Source organism: Pantoea sp. Ft-CA_14 (assembly GCF_024520875.1).
Taxonomy (GTDB): Bacteria; Pseudomonadota; Gammaproteobacteria; order Enterobacterales; family Enterobacteriaceae; genus Pantoea; species Pantoea agglomerans.
This window is the reverse complement of sequence record NZ_JALNPM010000004.1, coordinates 124,345-137,671: the sequence shown is the minus strand read 5'-3', so window position 1 is coordinate 137,671 and position 13,327 is coordinate 124,345. Positions and strand designations below refer to the sequence as shown.

The window sequence follows — 13,327 nt, the reverse complement described above, 5'->3', positions numbered from 1 at the left end:
ACGCGGGGTGGAGCAGCCTGGTAGCTCGTCGGGCTCATAACCCGAAGGTCGTCGGTTCAAATCCGGCCCCCGCAACCAATTTTCCCTTTGAGTTCTTTTTCAAATATACTGTATGCATCGACGGACGCATTCACGGTTATTTTTTGAAAGAAAATTCTTTGGATGGAGTCCGGGCCGCATTGCGGCATACAGGGTCCAGTGATTAAAAGCCCCGAATATTCGGGGTTTTTTGTTATTAGCGAATCGTAATACTGGGCTATAGGCCCTTTTTTTATGTCTTGGGGGTGGGCTTGTCCACATTAGAGCAAAAATTGACAGAGTTGGTATCGGCTCCCGTAGAAGCGCTGGGTTACGAACTGGTTGGAATTGAATTCGTTCGTAGTCGCACATCTATCCTGCGCATCTATATTGATAGTGAAGATGGCATCAATGTCGATGATTGCGCCGATGTCAGCCACCAGGTAAGTGCGGTAATGGATGTTGAAGATCCCATTACCGTCCCTTACAACCTAGAAGTCTCTTCACCGGGACTCGATCGTCCTCTGTTCACTGCAGAACACTACACCCGCTTTATGGGTGAAGAAGTGAGTCTGGTGTTGCGTATGGCCGTGCAGAACCGCCGTAAATGGCAGGGAACCATTAAGTCAGTTGATGGCGAGATGATCACGGTGCACGTTGAGGGTAGCGATGAAGTGTTCGCACTGAGTAATATTCAGAAAGCGAACCTGGTCCCCCACTTTTAAAAGTCCGGATTGAGGCTAACCAGGATGAACAAAGAGATCTTAGCTGTTGTAGAAGCCGTTTCTAACGAAAAAGCCCTGCCGCGTGAGAAAATCTTCGAAGCGCTGGAGAGCGCGCTGGCGACTGCGACCAAGAAAAAGTACGAGCAGGAAATTGAGGTACGCGTCAGCATTGATCGCCGCAGTGGCGATTTCGATACTTTCCGCCGCTGGGAAATCGTAGAAGAGGTGACACAGCCGACGCGCGAGATCACGCTGGATGCGGCCCGCTTCGAAGATGAAGCATTCAATCTGGGCGAATATGTCGAAGATCAGATTGAATCGGTCACCTTTGACCGTATCACCACCCAGACCGCTAAGCAGGTTATCGTGCAAAAAGTGCGCGAAGCTGAGCGCGCAATGGTGGTTGATCAGTTCCGTGAGCAGGAAGGCGAAATTATCACGGGCGTGGTGAAGAAAGTTAACCGCGACAACATCTCCCTCGACTTAGGCAGCAATGCCGAAGCGGTGATTCTGCGCGAAGATATGCTGCCGCGTGAAAACTTCCGTCCAGGCGACCGTATTCGTGGCGTACTCTACTCTGTACGTCCGGAAGCGCGTGGCGCGCAACTGTTCGTGACGCGTTCTAAACCAGAAATGCTGATTGAACTGTTCCGCATCGAGGTGCCAGAAATTGGCGAAGAACTGATTGAAATTAAAGCCGCTGCCCGTGATCCGGGTTCGCGCGCTAAAATTGCAGTCAAAACCAACGACAAACGTATTGATCCGGTGGGTGCCTGTGTGGGCATGCGCGGCGCGCGTGTTCAGGCAGTTTCCAGTGAACTGGGCGGCGAGCGTATCGATATCGTGCTGTGGGACGATAACCCGGCGCAGTTTGTTATTAACGCCATGGCTCCGGCCGATGTGGCGTCAATCGTGGTTGATGAAGATAACCACACCATGGATATCGCCGTAGAAGCTGGCAATCTGGCTCAGGCGATCGGCCGTAACGGCCAAAACGTGCGTCTCGCTTCACAGCTGAGTGGCTGGGAGCTGAACGTGATGACCGTCGATGATCTGCAGGCTAAGCATCAGGCTGAAGCACATGCAGCGATCGATATGTTCACTAAACATCTCGACATCGACGAAGAGTTCGCCACCGTACTGGTGGAAGAGGGCTTCTCCTCGCTGGAAGAGCTGGCATACGTGCCAATCAACGAGCTGCTGGAAGTCGACGGCCTCGACGAAGAGACCATTGAAGCCCTGCGTGAACGAGCAAAAAATGCGTTAACCACCCTGGCACTGGCGAAAGAAGAGAGTCTTGGAAATCAGGAGCCCGCTGAGGATCTTCTGAATCTTGAAGGCCTCGATCGTGCGCTGGCGTTCCGCCTGGCGTCGAAAGGCGTTTGCACGCTGGAAGATCTCGCTGAGCAAGGTGTTGACGATCTGACGGATATTGAAGGCATGTCTGATGAACAAGCCGGCGCGCTGATTATGGCCGCACGTAATATCTGCTGGTTCGGCGATGACGCGTAATAACAGGAAGGAACAGCATGACAGATGTAACCGTAAAATCGCTGGCCGCAGAAATTCAGACTCCGGTCGATCGCCTGGTACAGCAATTTGCTGATGCGGGGATCCCTAAGTCTGAAAATGACGCGGTGACCCAGCAAGAGAAAGAAACCTTACTATCTCATCTGAACCGTGAACACGGTCAGGTCGGTTCAGCTAAGCTGACGCTGCAGCGTAAAACGCGCAGCACCTTGAATATTCCAGGCACCGGGGGTAAAAGTAAGTCGGTGCAAATTGAAGTCCGCAAAAAGCGTACCTATGTGAAGGGTGATGCAGAGGCTGAGCAAGCTCAGGCAGAAGCTGAAGCCGAGGCGCAGCGTGAAGCGGAAGAGCAGGCGCAACGCGAGGCTGAAGAAAAAGCCCGTCGCGAAGCTGAACAGAAAGCGCAACGTGAAGCCGAAGATAAAGCCAGGCGCGAAGCCGCTGACAAGGCCAAACGTGCAGCAGCGGAAAATGAAAAAGTGACAAATCAACCTACCGACGAAGTGACCAGGGCTGCGCAATCAGACAAAGCCCGTCGCGAAGCTGAAGCTGCCGAACTGAAGCGTAAAGCTGAAGAAGAAGCCCGCCGTAAGCTTGAAGAGGCTGCCCGCCTCGTAGCAGAAGAAGCCCGCCGTCTGGCTGAAGAGAAATCAGCTGAATGGGAAAAACCGGAAGAAGAGGATAAAGGCGACTATCACGTCACCACTTCGACCCATGCCCGTCAGGCGGAAGACGAAAACGACCGTCAGGTTGAAGCAGGTCGTGCGCGTGCGCGTACTACGGCTAAAGCTGCGCGTCCGGCGAAAAAAGGCAACAAACACTCTGAAGCCAAAACTGACCGTGAAGAAGCGCGTGCGCAGGTTCGTGGTGGTAAAGGCGGCAAGCATCGCAAACCTAGCGCACTGCAGCAGGGCTTCAACAAGCCAGCGCAGGCCGTTAACCGCGATGTTGTGATTGGCGAAACTATCACCGTAGCCGAACTGGCTAACAAAATGGCGGTGAAAGGTTCTCTGGTCATTAAAGCGATGATGAGAATGGGCGCCATGGCGACCATTAACCAGGTCATCGACCAGGAAACTGCACAGCTCGTTGCCGAAGAGATGGGCCACAAAGTGACCCTGCGTCGTGAGAACGAGCTGGAAGAAGCGGTAATGGACGATCGTGATACTGATGCTGCGCAGGAGTCTCGTGCTCCGGTTGTCACCATCATGGGCCACGTCGACCACGGTAAAACGTCCCTGCTGGACTATATCCGTTCCACTAAAATCGCCTCTGGCGAAGCGGGCGGTATTACTCAGCACATCGGTGCTTACCACGTTGAAACCGACAACGGTATGGTTACCTTCCTGGATACCCCGGGCCACGCCGCGTTTACCGCGATGCGTGCACGTGGTGCGCAGGCGACCGATATCGTTATCCTGGTGGTTGCAGCAGACGATGGCGTGATGCCACAGACTGTCGAAGCTATTCAGCACGCCAAAGCCGCTAAAGTGCCGGTTGTGGTTGCAGTGAACAAGTGCGATAAGCCAGAAGCGGATCCGGATCGTGTTAAAAACGAACTGACTCAGTACGGTATCATTCCGGAAGAGTGGGGCGGCGAAAACATGTTCGTTAATGTCTCTGCGAAAGCGGGTACCGGCATTGATGACCTGTTAAACGCTATCCTGCTGCAGGCGGAAGTGCTGGAACTGACCGCTATCCGTGAAGGTATGGCGAGCGGCGTGGTGATCGAATCGTTCCTCGACAAAGGTCGTGGTCCGGTTGCCACCGTGCTGGTACGTGAAGGTACGCTGAACAAAGGCGACATCGTTCTTTGTGGTTTCGAATATGGCCGCGTTCGTGCAATGCGTGACGAACTGGGTCGCGAAGTCATGGAAGCGGGTCCATCTATCCCGGTTGAGATTCTGGGCCTGTCCGGCGTGCCGGCTGCGGGTGATGAAGCGACCGTGGTACGTGACGAGAAGAAAGCACGTGAAGTTGCGCTCTATCGTCAGGGCAAATTCCGCGAAGTTAAACTGGCTCGCCAGCAGAAATCTAAGCTCGAGAACATGTTTGCTAACATGACCGAAGGCGAAGTGTCTGAACTGAACATCGTTCTGAAAGCTGACGTTCAGGGTTCTGTGGAAGCAATCTCCGACTCCCTGCAGAAACTCTCCACCGACGAAGTGAAGGTGAAGATTGTGGGTTCAGGCGTGGGCGGGATTACCGAAACCGATGCGACCCTGGCTGCTGCCTCTAACGCCATCCTCCTTGGCTTCAACGTTCGTGCCGATGCCTCTGCGCGTCGCGTCATTGACGCAGAAAGCCTGGATCTGCGCTACTACTCTGTCATCTATAACCTGATTGACGAAGTTAAAGCGGCAATGAGCGGCATGCTGGCACCAGAGTACAAACAGCAGATCATCGGTCTGGCTGCGGTGCGCGATGTGTTCAAATCACCGAAGTTTGGCGCGATTGCCGGTTGTATGGTGACGGAAGGTAACATCAAGCGTCACAATCCAATCCGTGTCCTGCGTGACAACGTGGTAATTTACGAAGGCGAGCTGGAATCTCTGCGTCGCTTTAAAGATGACGTTAACGAAGTGCGTAACGGCATGGAGTGCGGTATCGGCGTGAAGAACTACAACGACGTTCGCGTTGGCGATATGATCGAAGTGTTTGAAATCATCGAAATTAAACGCACCATCGAGTAATAGACTGCTGATGTGTTGCAATTTGGGAGGCCTCTGGCCTCCCGAATTATTTGGGAGAAATAATGATGGCGAAAGAATTTGGTCGCCCGCAGCGCGTTTCACAAGAGCTGCAAAAAGAGATTGCGATGATCCTGCAGCGTGAGATCAAAGATCCACGTCTTGGCATGATGGTCACCGTATCAGGCGTTGAAGTCTCACGCGATCTCGCTTACGCAAAAGTGTTCGTGACTTTCCTCAACGACAAAGATGAAGAAGCGATTAAACATGGCCTGAAAGCGCTGAAAGAAGCGTCAGGTTATATCCGCATTCTGCTGGGCAAAGCGATGCGTCTGCGTATCGTGCCTGAGCTGACTTTCTTCTACGACAACTCGTTAGTCGAAGGGATGCGCATGTCCAATCTCGTCACCAGCGTCGTGAAGAACGATACTGAGCGCCGTGGTCCGGACGCCACTGGCGATGACGAGGAGGCGTAATGAGTCGTCCGCGTCGTCGCGGTCGCGACGTCCATGGCGTGTTGTTGCTGGATAAGCCACAAGGCGTCTCGTCGAATGATGTCCTGCAGAAAGTGAAGCGTATCTTTAACGCGAATCGCGCAGGACATACCGGCGCGCTGGATCCTCTGGCTACCGGCATGTTGCCGATCTGCCTGGGTGAAGCGACTAAGTTTTCGCAGTATCTGCTCGATTCCGACAAACGCTATCGCGTGATTGCCCGACTGGGCGAGCGGACCGACACGTCAGACGCCGATGGCAACATCGTGCAGACGCGTCCGGTCAGCTTCACTCAGGCCGATCTGGACAGTGCTCTGGAGAGCTTCCGCGGCGAAACGCTGCAGGTGCCTTCAATGTTTTCGGCACTGAAGCATCAGGGACGCCCGCTGTATGAATATGCGCGTCAGGGCATTGAGATTGCGCGTGAACCGCGTCCCATCACTGTCTATGAACTGCAATTCATTCGCTGGCAGGATAACGAGCTGGAGCTGGAAATTCACTGCTCCAAAGGCACCTATATCCGCACCATCATCGATGACCTGGGCGAAAAGCTGGGATGCGGTGCGCACGTGATTATGCTGCGTCGCGTTCAGGTTGCCCGTTATCCGTATGAAAGGATGGTGACGCTGGAACAGCTCAACACCCTGCTGACGGAAGCCACAGAAGCCGGCATCCCACTGGAATCGCAGCTCGATCCGCTGTTGTTGCCGATGGACAGCCCCGCCTCTGATTTCCCTGAAGTGAATATCCCGCCTGCCGTGGCAGATTTCTTCCGCCAGGGACAGCCGGTACAGGCCAGCAATGCGCCTGCGCAGGGGCTGGTAAGGGTATCGGAAGGCGAAGCGCGTAAGTTTATCGGTATGGCAGAAATTGCCGACGATGGCCGGCTTGCGCCACGTCGTTTAGTGGTTGAGTATCAGGATTGAGCCAGGCGTTCACTTTTCGCTGATGGGGCATTTGCGTTGCTATCGGGCGCAGAGTAGAATAGCGCGGCTTTAAAGCGGGATGCTGAATTAGAGATCGGCACCCATACATTCATTTATTACTGGAGTTTATTATGTCTCTAAGCGTAGAAGCTAAAGCAGAGATCGTTGCTAAATATGGCCGTGGTGCTAACGACAGCGGTTCAACTGAAGTTCAGGTTGCCCTGTTGACCGCGCAGATTACCCATCTGCAGGGTCACTTCTCTGAGCACAAAAAAGACCACCACAGCCGCCGCGGTCTGCTGCGCATGGTATCTCAGCGTCGTAAGCTGCTGGACTACCTGAAGCGTAAAGACGTTGCACGCTACAGCAGCCTGATCGAAAGTCTCGGTCTGCGTCGCTAAGTCTGAAGAATCTGATCGTCGGGGCATTATGCGGGCTTTTGCACTCTGTGCAGCTTACGATCAGATTTGTGCGAGTTTCGTGAAGAGGGGGCCTTTATGGCCCCTTTTTTCGAGCAATCGGCAGCAATCCGGACCAAACTGATGTATTGTTGCTTAGTGTGATCTTTAGTTTGCAGAATTTCGCGCGGCTAATGAGAGGCTTTACCGCAGGGGCGGTCGAGGGTTGTCATTAGTCGCGAGGATGCAACTGAAGATTGGTAATCAATGGCGGGCTACAGATAGCCATGCCCCGAAGTTAAGGACTTTGATTTTGCTGAATCCGATCGTACGCAAATTCCAATATGGTCAACATACCGTCACGCTGGAAACCGGCATGATGGCTCGCCAGGCGACAGCCGCTGTTATGGTGAGCATGGACGATACTGCAGTATTCGTCACTGTAGTAGGTCAGAAAAAATCTAAACCAGGTCAGGATTTCTTCCCACTGACCGTGAACTATCAGGAGCGTACTTACGCTGCTGGTCGTATCCCGGGCAGCTTCTTCCGTCGTGAAGGCCGTCCAAGCGAAGGCGAAACCCTGATTTCGCGTCTGATTGACCGCCCGATTCGTCCGCTGTTCCCGGAAGGTTTTGTTAACGAAGTTCAGGTTATCGCCACTGTTGTCTCTGTGAACCCACAGGTTCATCCGGACATCGTTGCCATGATCGGTGCTTCTGCTGCACTGGCGCTTTCTGGTCTGCCGTTCAATGGCCCAATTGGTTCTGCGCGTGTTGGTTACATCAACGATCAATATGTCCTGAACCCAACCGCAGATGAGCTGAAACAGTCTCGTCTGGATCTGGTGGTTGCCGGTACGCAGAATGCCGTTCTGATGGTTGAATCTGAAGCTGAGATCCTGTCAGAAGAGCAGATGCTGGGCGCCGTGGTCTTTGGTCACGACCAGCAGCAGATTGTTATCGAAAACATCAATGCCCTGGTTGCTGAAGCGGGCAAACCACGCTGGGACTGGCAGCCAGAAGCAGCCAATACCGCACTGATTTCTCGCGTTGCTGCCCTGGCAGAAGCGCGCATCAGCGATGCTTACCGCATCACTGACAAGCAGGAGCGTTACACCCAGGTTGGCGTCATTAAAGACGAAACCATCGCTGCGCTGCTGGCTGAAGATGAAACGCTGGATGGTTCAGAAATCGGCGACATCGTGCATAGCCTTGAAAAAACCGTCGTTCGTACTCGCATCCTGAATGGCGAGCCACGCATCGATGGTCGTGAAAAAGATATGATCCGTGGTCTGGACGTGCGTACTGGCGTATTGCCACGTACACACGGTTCATCACTGTTCACCCGTGGTGAGACGCAGGCACTGGTTACTGCAACGCTGGGTACGACCCGCGATGCGCAGAACCTTGATGAGCTGATGGGCGAACGTACCGACAGCTTCCTGTTCCATTACAACTTCCCTCCATACTCTGTCGGCGAAACCGGCATGGTAGGTTCGCCGAAGCGTCGTGAGATTGGTCACGGTCGTCTGGCGAAGCGCGGCGTGTTAGCGGTAATGCCTAAAGCGGAAGATTTCCCTTACACCATTCGTGTTGTTTCTGAAATCACCGAATCTAACGGCTCTTCTTCAATGGCCTCTGTCTGCGGTGCCTCACTGGCGCTGATGGATGCAGGCGTGCCAATCAAAGCCGCCGTTGCCGGTATCGCAATGGGTCTGGTGAAAGAAGATGAGAAGTTTGTTGTTCTGTCTGACATCCTGGGCGATGAAGATCACCTGGGCGACATGGACTTCAAAGTAGCCGGTAGCCGTGAAGGTATCACCGCGCTGCAGATGGACATCAAAATCGAAGGCATCACGCGTGAAATCATGCAGGAAGCGCTGAACCAGGCCCGGGGTGCACGTCTGCACATTCTGGGCGTTATGGAACAGGCTATCAGCACGCCGCGTACTGAGATTTCTGAATTCGCACCACGCATTTACACCATCAAAATCAGCTCTGACAAGATCAAAGATGTGATCGGTAAAGGCGGCTCAGTGATTCGTGCACTGACCGAAGAGACCGGCACAACGATTGAAATTGAAGATGACGGCACCGTGAAAATCGCTGCGACCGATGGTCTGAAAGCGAAAGAAGCGATTCGTCGTATCGAAGAGATTACCGCAGAGATCGAAGTGGGCCGCGTTTACAGTGGTAAAGTGACCCGTATCGTTGACTTCGGCGCCTTCGTTGCAATCGGTGGTGGTAAAGAAGGTCTGGTTCACATTTCACAAATCGCTGATAAGCGCGTTGAGAAAGTGACTGACTATCTGCAGATGGGTCAGGAAGTACCGGTTAAGGTGATGGAGGTTGATCGCCAGGGCCGTGTACGTCTGAGCATCAAAGAAGCGACAGAATCTAAGCCGCAGGCTGAAGAAGCTGTCGCGGTGACCACGCCTGACGCTGCTGAATAAGTCGTTGCTGATTTGCCCCTCTCTGCCTGGCAGAGAGGGGCGTTTGTATCATCGCGAGGGCGGGAATCCTTGTGCACAGCAGGCGGATGACAGGATGGTTATCCCAATGTTTGTATTCGGGAGTGGGAAATGAAGCCTTTTCTGCGCTGGTGTTTTGTTGCGACAGCTTTGACGCTGGCAGGATGCAGCAACTCCAATTGGCGTAAGAACGAAGTTCTTGCAGTGCCTTTACAGCCCACACTGCAGCAGGAAGTGATACTGGCGCGCATGGAACAAATTCTTGCCAGTCGCGCTCTCACCGATGATGAACGCGCACAGCTGTTATATGAGCGCGGAGTGTTGTATGATAGTTTAGGTCTGCGGGCATTAGCGCGGAACGATTTTTCGCAAGCGCTGTCTATAAGACCAGATATGCCCGAAGTGTTTAACTACTTAGGCATATATTTAACGCAGGCGGGCAACTTTGATGCCGCCTATGAAGCGTTTGATTCTGTACTTGAGCTTGATCCAACTTACAACTATGCGCATTTAAACCGTGGTATCGCCCTCTATTACGGCGGTCGATACAAGTTAGCGCAAGATGATCTGCTGGCGTTTTATCAAGACGATCCTAACGATCCTTTCCGCAGTTTGTGGCTCTATCTCGTTGAACGTGAGATGGATGTCGACAAGGCAAAAGTCGCGCTTCAACAGCGTCACGACAAAGCGGTCAGAGATCAATGGGGATGGAATATTGTCGAGTTCTACCTTGGAGATATCAACGAGAAAACGTTGATGGAAAGTCTCAAGGCGGACGCAACGGATAACACCTCGCTCGCTGAACATCTCAGTGAAACCAACTTCTATTTAGGTAAGTACTACCTAAGTCTGGGGGAGAAGGACGACGCGAAAGCGTTGTTCAAACTGGCGGTGGCCAACAACGTCAATAACTTTGTTGAACACCGATACGCATTGTTGGAACTGGCGCAACTCGGCCAGGCACAAGACGATTTATCAGAATCTGACCAGCAATAGCTGACGAACTTAATTTGCCTGTAAAACCTGTTAAGTCATCATCTTAAAGGATGAAGGCTTTTCTGTTCGTCAAAACTTTTAATTTGAGCCGGTTCACACTTTTTGATGAAAATGACTGAAAGTTTTCACGACGAGTTATGTAGACTGGCCGCCGCAATCTAAGAGGCACGTGTACTACATGACTGATATTCAAACCACTTTTGCTGACCTTGGCCTGAACGCCGACATCCTTGAATCACTGAATGGCATGGGCTACGTAAAGCCATCCCCAATCCAGGCTGAGTGTATTCCTCACCTGCTGGCGGGCCGTGACGTGTTAGGCATGGCGCAGACCGGGAGTGGTAAAACCGCGGCGTTCTCTCTGCCGCTGTTACATAACATTGATCCTACTGTTAAAGCGCCACAAATCCTGGTGCTGGCACCTACCCGCGAACTGGCGGTACAGGTTGCTGAAGCAGTTACCGAATTCTCTAAACACATGCGTGGCCTGAACGTGGTTGCCCTTTACGGCGGCCAGCGTTATGACGTGCAGCTGCGCGCACTGCGTCAGGGACCACAGGTTGTTGTGGGTACGCCTGGCCGTCTGCTTGACCACCTGAAACGCGGCACGTTAGACCTTTCTAACCTGCGTGGCCTGGTGCTGGATGAAGCAGACGAAATGCTGCGCATGGGCTTCATCGAAGACGTTGAAACCATCATGGCGCAAATTCCAGCCGATCATCAGACCGCGCTGTTCTCTGCAACCATGCCGGAAGCGATTCGTCGTATCACCAAACGCTTCATGAAAGATCCACAGGAAGTGCGTATTCAGTCAAGCCTGACCACGCGTCCTGATATCAGCCAGAGCTACTGGACCGCTTACGGTCGTAAAACAGACGCACTGGTTCGCTTCCTGGAAGCAGAAGACTTTGATGCTGCCATCATCTTCGTGCGTACCAAAAACGCAACCATGGAAGTGGCAGAAGCACTGGAACGTAGTGGCTATAACAGCGCCGCGCTGAACGGTGACATGAACCAGGCGCTGCGTGAGCAGACGCTTGAGCGCCTGAAAGATGGTCGTCTCGACATTCTGATTGCAACCGACGTTGCGGCCCGTGGCCTGGACGTTGAGCGCATCAGCCTGGTTGTTAACTACGACATCCCGATGGACTCAGAATCTTACGTTCACCGTATCGGCCGTACCGGTCGTGCTGGTCGTGCTGGCCGTGCGCTGCTGTTCGTTGAGAACCGCGAACGCCGTCTGCTGCGTAACATCGAACGTACCATGAAGCTGACCATTCCTGAGGTAGAACTGCCTAACGCAGAACTGCTGGGTGAGCGTCGTCTGGCTAAGTTTGCTGCTAAAGTTCAGCAGCAGCTGGAAAGCAGCGATCTGGATCAGTACCGTGCTCTGCTGGCTAAAATGCAGCCAGAAGATGAAATGGATCTGGAAACACTGGCAGCCGCACTGCTGAAGATGGCACAGGGCGAACGTCCTCTGATTCTGCCACCAGAAGCACCGCGTCCGGCACGTCGCGAATACCGCGATCGTGACGAGCGTGATGGCCGTCGTGACAGCCGTGAAGCGCGTGGCGATTCTCGTGCTCCGCGTGAAAACCGCGAAAGCCGTGATGGCGATCGTCCACGTCGCGAACGTCGTGACGTTGGCGAAATGCAGCTGTACCGCATCGAAGTAGGCCGCGATGATGGTGTTGAAGTTCGTCACATCGTTGGCGCTATCGCTAACGAAGGCGACATCAGCAGCCGTTACATCGGTAACATCAAGCTGTTCGGTACCCACTCGACTATCGAGCTGCCGAAAGGCATGCCAGGCGATGTGCTGCAGCACTTTACCCGTACCCGTATTCTGAACAAGCCGATGAATATGCAGTTACTGGGTGATGCACAGCCGAACGAAGGCCGTGGTGACCGTCGTCCAGCTGGTGCTGGCGGTGAGCGTCGCAGCGGTCCAGGTGCAGGCGGTCCGGGCGCAGCTAACCGTGAAGGTGGTCGTCGCTTCTCTTCTGAACGCCGTGAAGGTGGTCGTGAAGGCGGCGGACGTACTTTCAACCGTGAAGGTAGCCGTGGTCCACGTCGTGAAGAGGGCGCAGCCGCCGCTCCACGTCGTCGTGATGCATAACGACTTAGCGTCGTAACAAAAAGGGAAGCCAATGGCTTCCCTTTTTTTATGCCTGTCAGGCACCGCCGCTGATCATCACGCGCTCGCCGCTGACCCAGGCGGAGTCTTCAGAGGCCAGAAACAGCGCAACCTGCGCCACATCTTCCGGCAGACCAAAGCGTCCCAGCGGCGTGGCTGCCAGCAGTTGCGCTTTGAGCTGTGGGCTCATCCTCTTCGCGGCCAGTAATCCCTCCGTCAGAATCATGCCTGGTGCCAGGGCGTTAACCCGGATGTTCTTTGCGCCCAGCTCGCGCGCCAGTCCCTGGGTCAGGGTATCCACTGCGCCTTTGGTTGCCGCCCAGAGCACGGAACCTGGCGTGCTGTTTTTACTGTTCAGGGCGCTGAGATTAATAATGCTGCCGCCGTGCGCCGGGAAGTGATGAATCGCCTGCTGACAGACCATCAGCGTACCCAGCAGGTTAACGTTAATCTGCTGCTGCATCTCCTCCAGCGTCAGCGCCGCAAACTCGCCGTGATGAAAGCTGCCCGCATTGTTCACCACAATGTCGGGCGCGCCGAAGCACTCTGCGGTGGTGGCGAAGAGCCGTTCCACATCCCGCAGGAGAGAGATATCTGCCTGTACCGCCACGGCTTCACTGCCCAGGTTGACGATATCGCTGACCACGTCAGCCGCTCCCACTTCATCCTGACGATAATTGACCACGACGCGGGCGCCAGCCGCGGCAAAAGCGATGGCAATCGCCGCACCAATGCCTTTTGAGGCGCCTGTTACCAGCGCAATTTTATTTTGCAGTGCCTTCATTATGTTGTTCTCCGCCGTAATGATTGCGTCGAAAGACTATGCGCGCTGGTGCCGAAAAGCGGGTAGTGCAATCCTGCAAGCTTCTTGCACGATCCTGCAAAAGTAGCGCGGCGGGCCAGGTATTCCGCTCAGCGTCAGGTAATATCAGCACAGATAGCG

At 53.9% G+C, this 13,327-nt stretch carries 11 protein-coding genes and 1 tRNA gene; 11 read left to right on the top strand and 1 reads right to left on the bottom strand.

Going from position 1 to position 13,327, the window contains the following annotated elements; genetic code table 11:
• Window position 1 precedes the first annotated feature (1 nt).
• The 11 genes from NR195_RS08475 (at window position 2) to NR195_RS08430 (ending at window position 12,366) form a co-directional block, all read left to right on the top strand.
• Window positions 2–78: transfer RNA gene (locus tag NR195_RS08475), tRNA-Met, on the top strand.
• Window positions 79–290: 212 nt separating this feature from the next.
• Window positions 291–743 carry a ribosome maturation factor RimP gene (gene rimP, locus NR195_RS08470; RefSeq protein WP_010251795.1) on the top strand — a complete coding sequence of 151 codons (453 nt, stop codon included), beginning with the start codon at window positions 291–293 and terminating at the stop codon, window positions 741–743.
• Between the two features lie 24 nt (window positions 744–767).
• Complete coding sequence (gene nusA / locus NR195_RS08465) at window positions 768–2,255, top strand: transcription termination factor NusA (protein WP_010251792.1); 1,488 nt, start codon at window positions 768–770, stop codon at window positions 2,253–2,255.
• Between the two features lie 17 nt (window positions 2,256–2,272).
• A complete protein-coding gene (gene infB / locus NR195_RS08460) occupies window positions 2,273–4,966 on the top strand; it encodes a translation initiation factor IF-2 (protein ID WP_010251789.1) in 2,694 nt (897 codons plus the stop codon).
• A gap of 65 nt (window positions 4,967–5,031) precedes the next feature.
• Window positions 5,032–5,439, top strand: coding sequence for a 30S ribosome-binding factor RbfA (gene rbfA, locus NR195_RS08455; protein WP_010251785.1), 408 nt, complete (start codon window positions 5,032–5,034; stop codon window positions 5,437–5,439).
• A complete protein-coding gene (gene truB / locus NR195_RS08450; RefSeq protein WP_256844415.1) occupies window positions 5,439–6,383 on the top strand; it encodes a tRNA pseudouridine(55) synthase TruB in 945 nt (314 codons plus the stop codon). The genes rbfA and truB overlap by 1 nt, the downstream gene beginning before the upstream one ends.
• Before the next feature lie 131 nt (window positions 6,384–6,514).
• A complete protein-coding gene (gene rpsO, locus NR195_RS08445; protein ID WP_003851063.1) occupies window positions 6,515–6,784 on the top strand; it encodes a 30S ribosomal protein S15 in 270 nt (89 codons plus the stop codon).
• Window positions 6,785–7,094: 310 nt separating this feature from the next.
• A complete protein-coding gene (gene pnp / locus NR195_RS08440; protein WP_010251767.1) occupies window positions 7,095–9,233 on the top strand; it encodes a polyribonucleotide nucleotidyltransferase in 2,139 nt (712 codons plus the stop codon).
• A 129-nt stretch (window positions 9,234–9,362) separates the two neighbouring features.
• On the top strand, window positions 9,363–10,247 hold the full coding sequence (gene nlpI / locus NR195_RS08435) for a lipoprotein NlpI (RefSeq protein WP_010251765.1): 885 nt from the start codon (window positions 9,363–9,365) through the stop codon (window positions 10,245–10,247).
• 105 nt (window positions 10,248–10,352) lie between these two features.
• Window positions 10,353–10,409, top strand: a complete 57-nt coding sequence (gene yrbN, locus NR195_RS22965; protein ID WP_098053093.1) for a protein YrbN — start codon at window positions 10,353–10,355, stop codon at window positions 10,407–10,409.
• A 16-nt stretch (window positions 10,410–10,425) separates the two neighbouring features.
• Window positions 10,426–12,366: a DEAD/DEAH family ATP-dependent RNA helicase gene (locus NR195_RS08430; protein ID WP_010251762.1), complete on the top strand. Its 1,941-nt coding sequence runs from the start codon at window positions 10,426–10,428 to the stop codon at window positions 12,364–12,366.
• 55 nt (window positions 12,367–12,421) lie between these two features.
• Here the strand turns inward: NR195_RS08430 and NR195_RS08425 are convergent, their stop codons facing one another.
• Window positions 12,422–13,168, bottom strand: a complete 747-nt coding sequence (locus tag NR195_RS08425) for an SDR family NAD(P)-dependent oxidoreductase (RefSeq protein WP_256844414.1) — start codon at window positions 13,166–13,168, stop codon at window positions 12,422–12,424.
• Between the last annotated feature and the right edge of the window lie 159 nt (window positions 13,169–13,327).

Bases quoted from the DNA above. Each gene is read 5' to 3' on its own strand.
- rbfA (WP_010251785.1), top strand. From the start codon at position 5,032: ATGGCGAAAGAATTTGGTCGCCCGCAGCGCGTTTCACAAGAGCTGCAA.
- truB (WP_256844415.1), top strand. From the start codon at position 5,439: ATGAGTCGTCCGCGTCGTCGCGGTCGCGACGTCCATGGCGTGTTGTTG.
- NR195_RS08425 (WP_256844414.1), bottom strand. From the start codon at position 13,168: ATGAAGGCACTGCAAAATAAAATTGCGCTGGTAACAGGCGCCTCAAAA.
- infB (WP_010251789.1), top strand. From the start codon at position 2,273: ATGACAGATGTAACCGTAAAATCGCTGGCCGCAGAAATTCAGACTCCG.
- NR195_RS08430 (WP_010251762.1), top strand. From the start codon at position 10,426: ATGACTGATATTCAAACCACTTTTGCTGACCTTGGCCTGAACGCCGAC.
- nlpI (WP_010251765.1), top strand. From the start codon at position 9,363: ATGAAGCCTTTTCTGCGCTGGTGTTTTGTTGCGACAGCTTTGACGCTG.
- rpsO (WP_003851063.1), top strand. From the start codon at position 6,515: ATGTCTCTAAGCGTAGAAGCTAAAGCAGAGATCGTTGCTAAATATGGC.
- nusA (WP_010251792.1), top strand. From the start codon at position 768: ATGAACAAAGAGATCTTAGCTGTTGTAGAAGCCGTTTCTAACGAAAAA.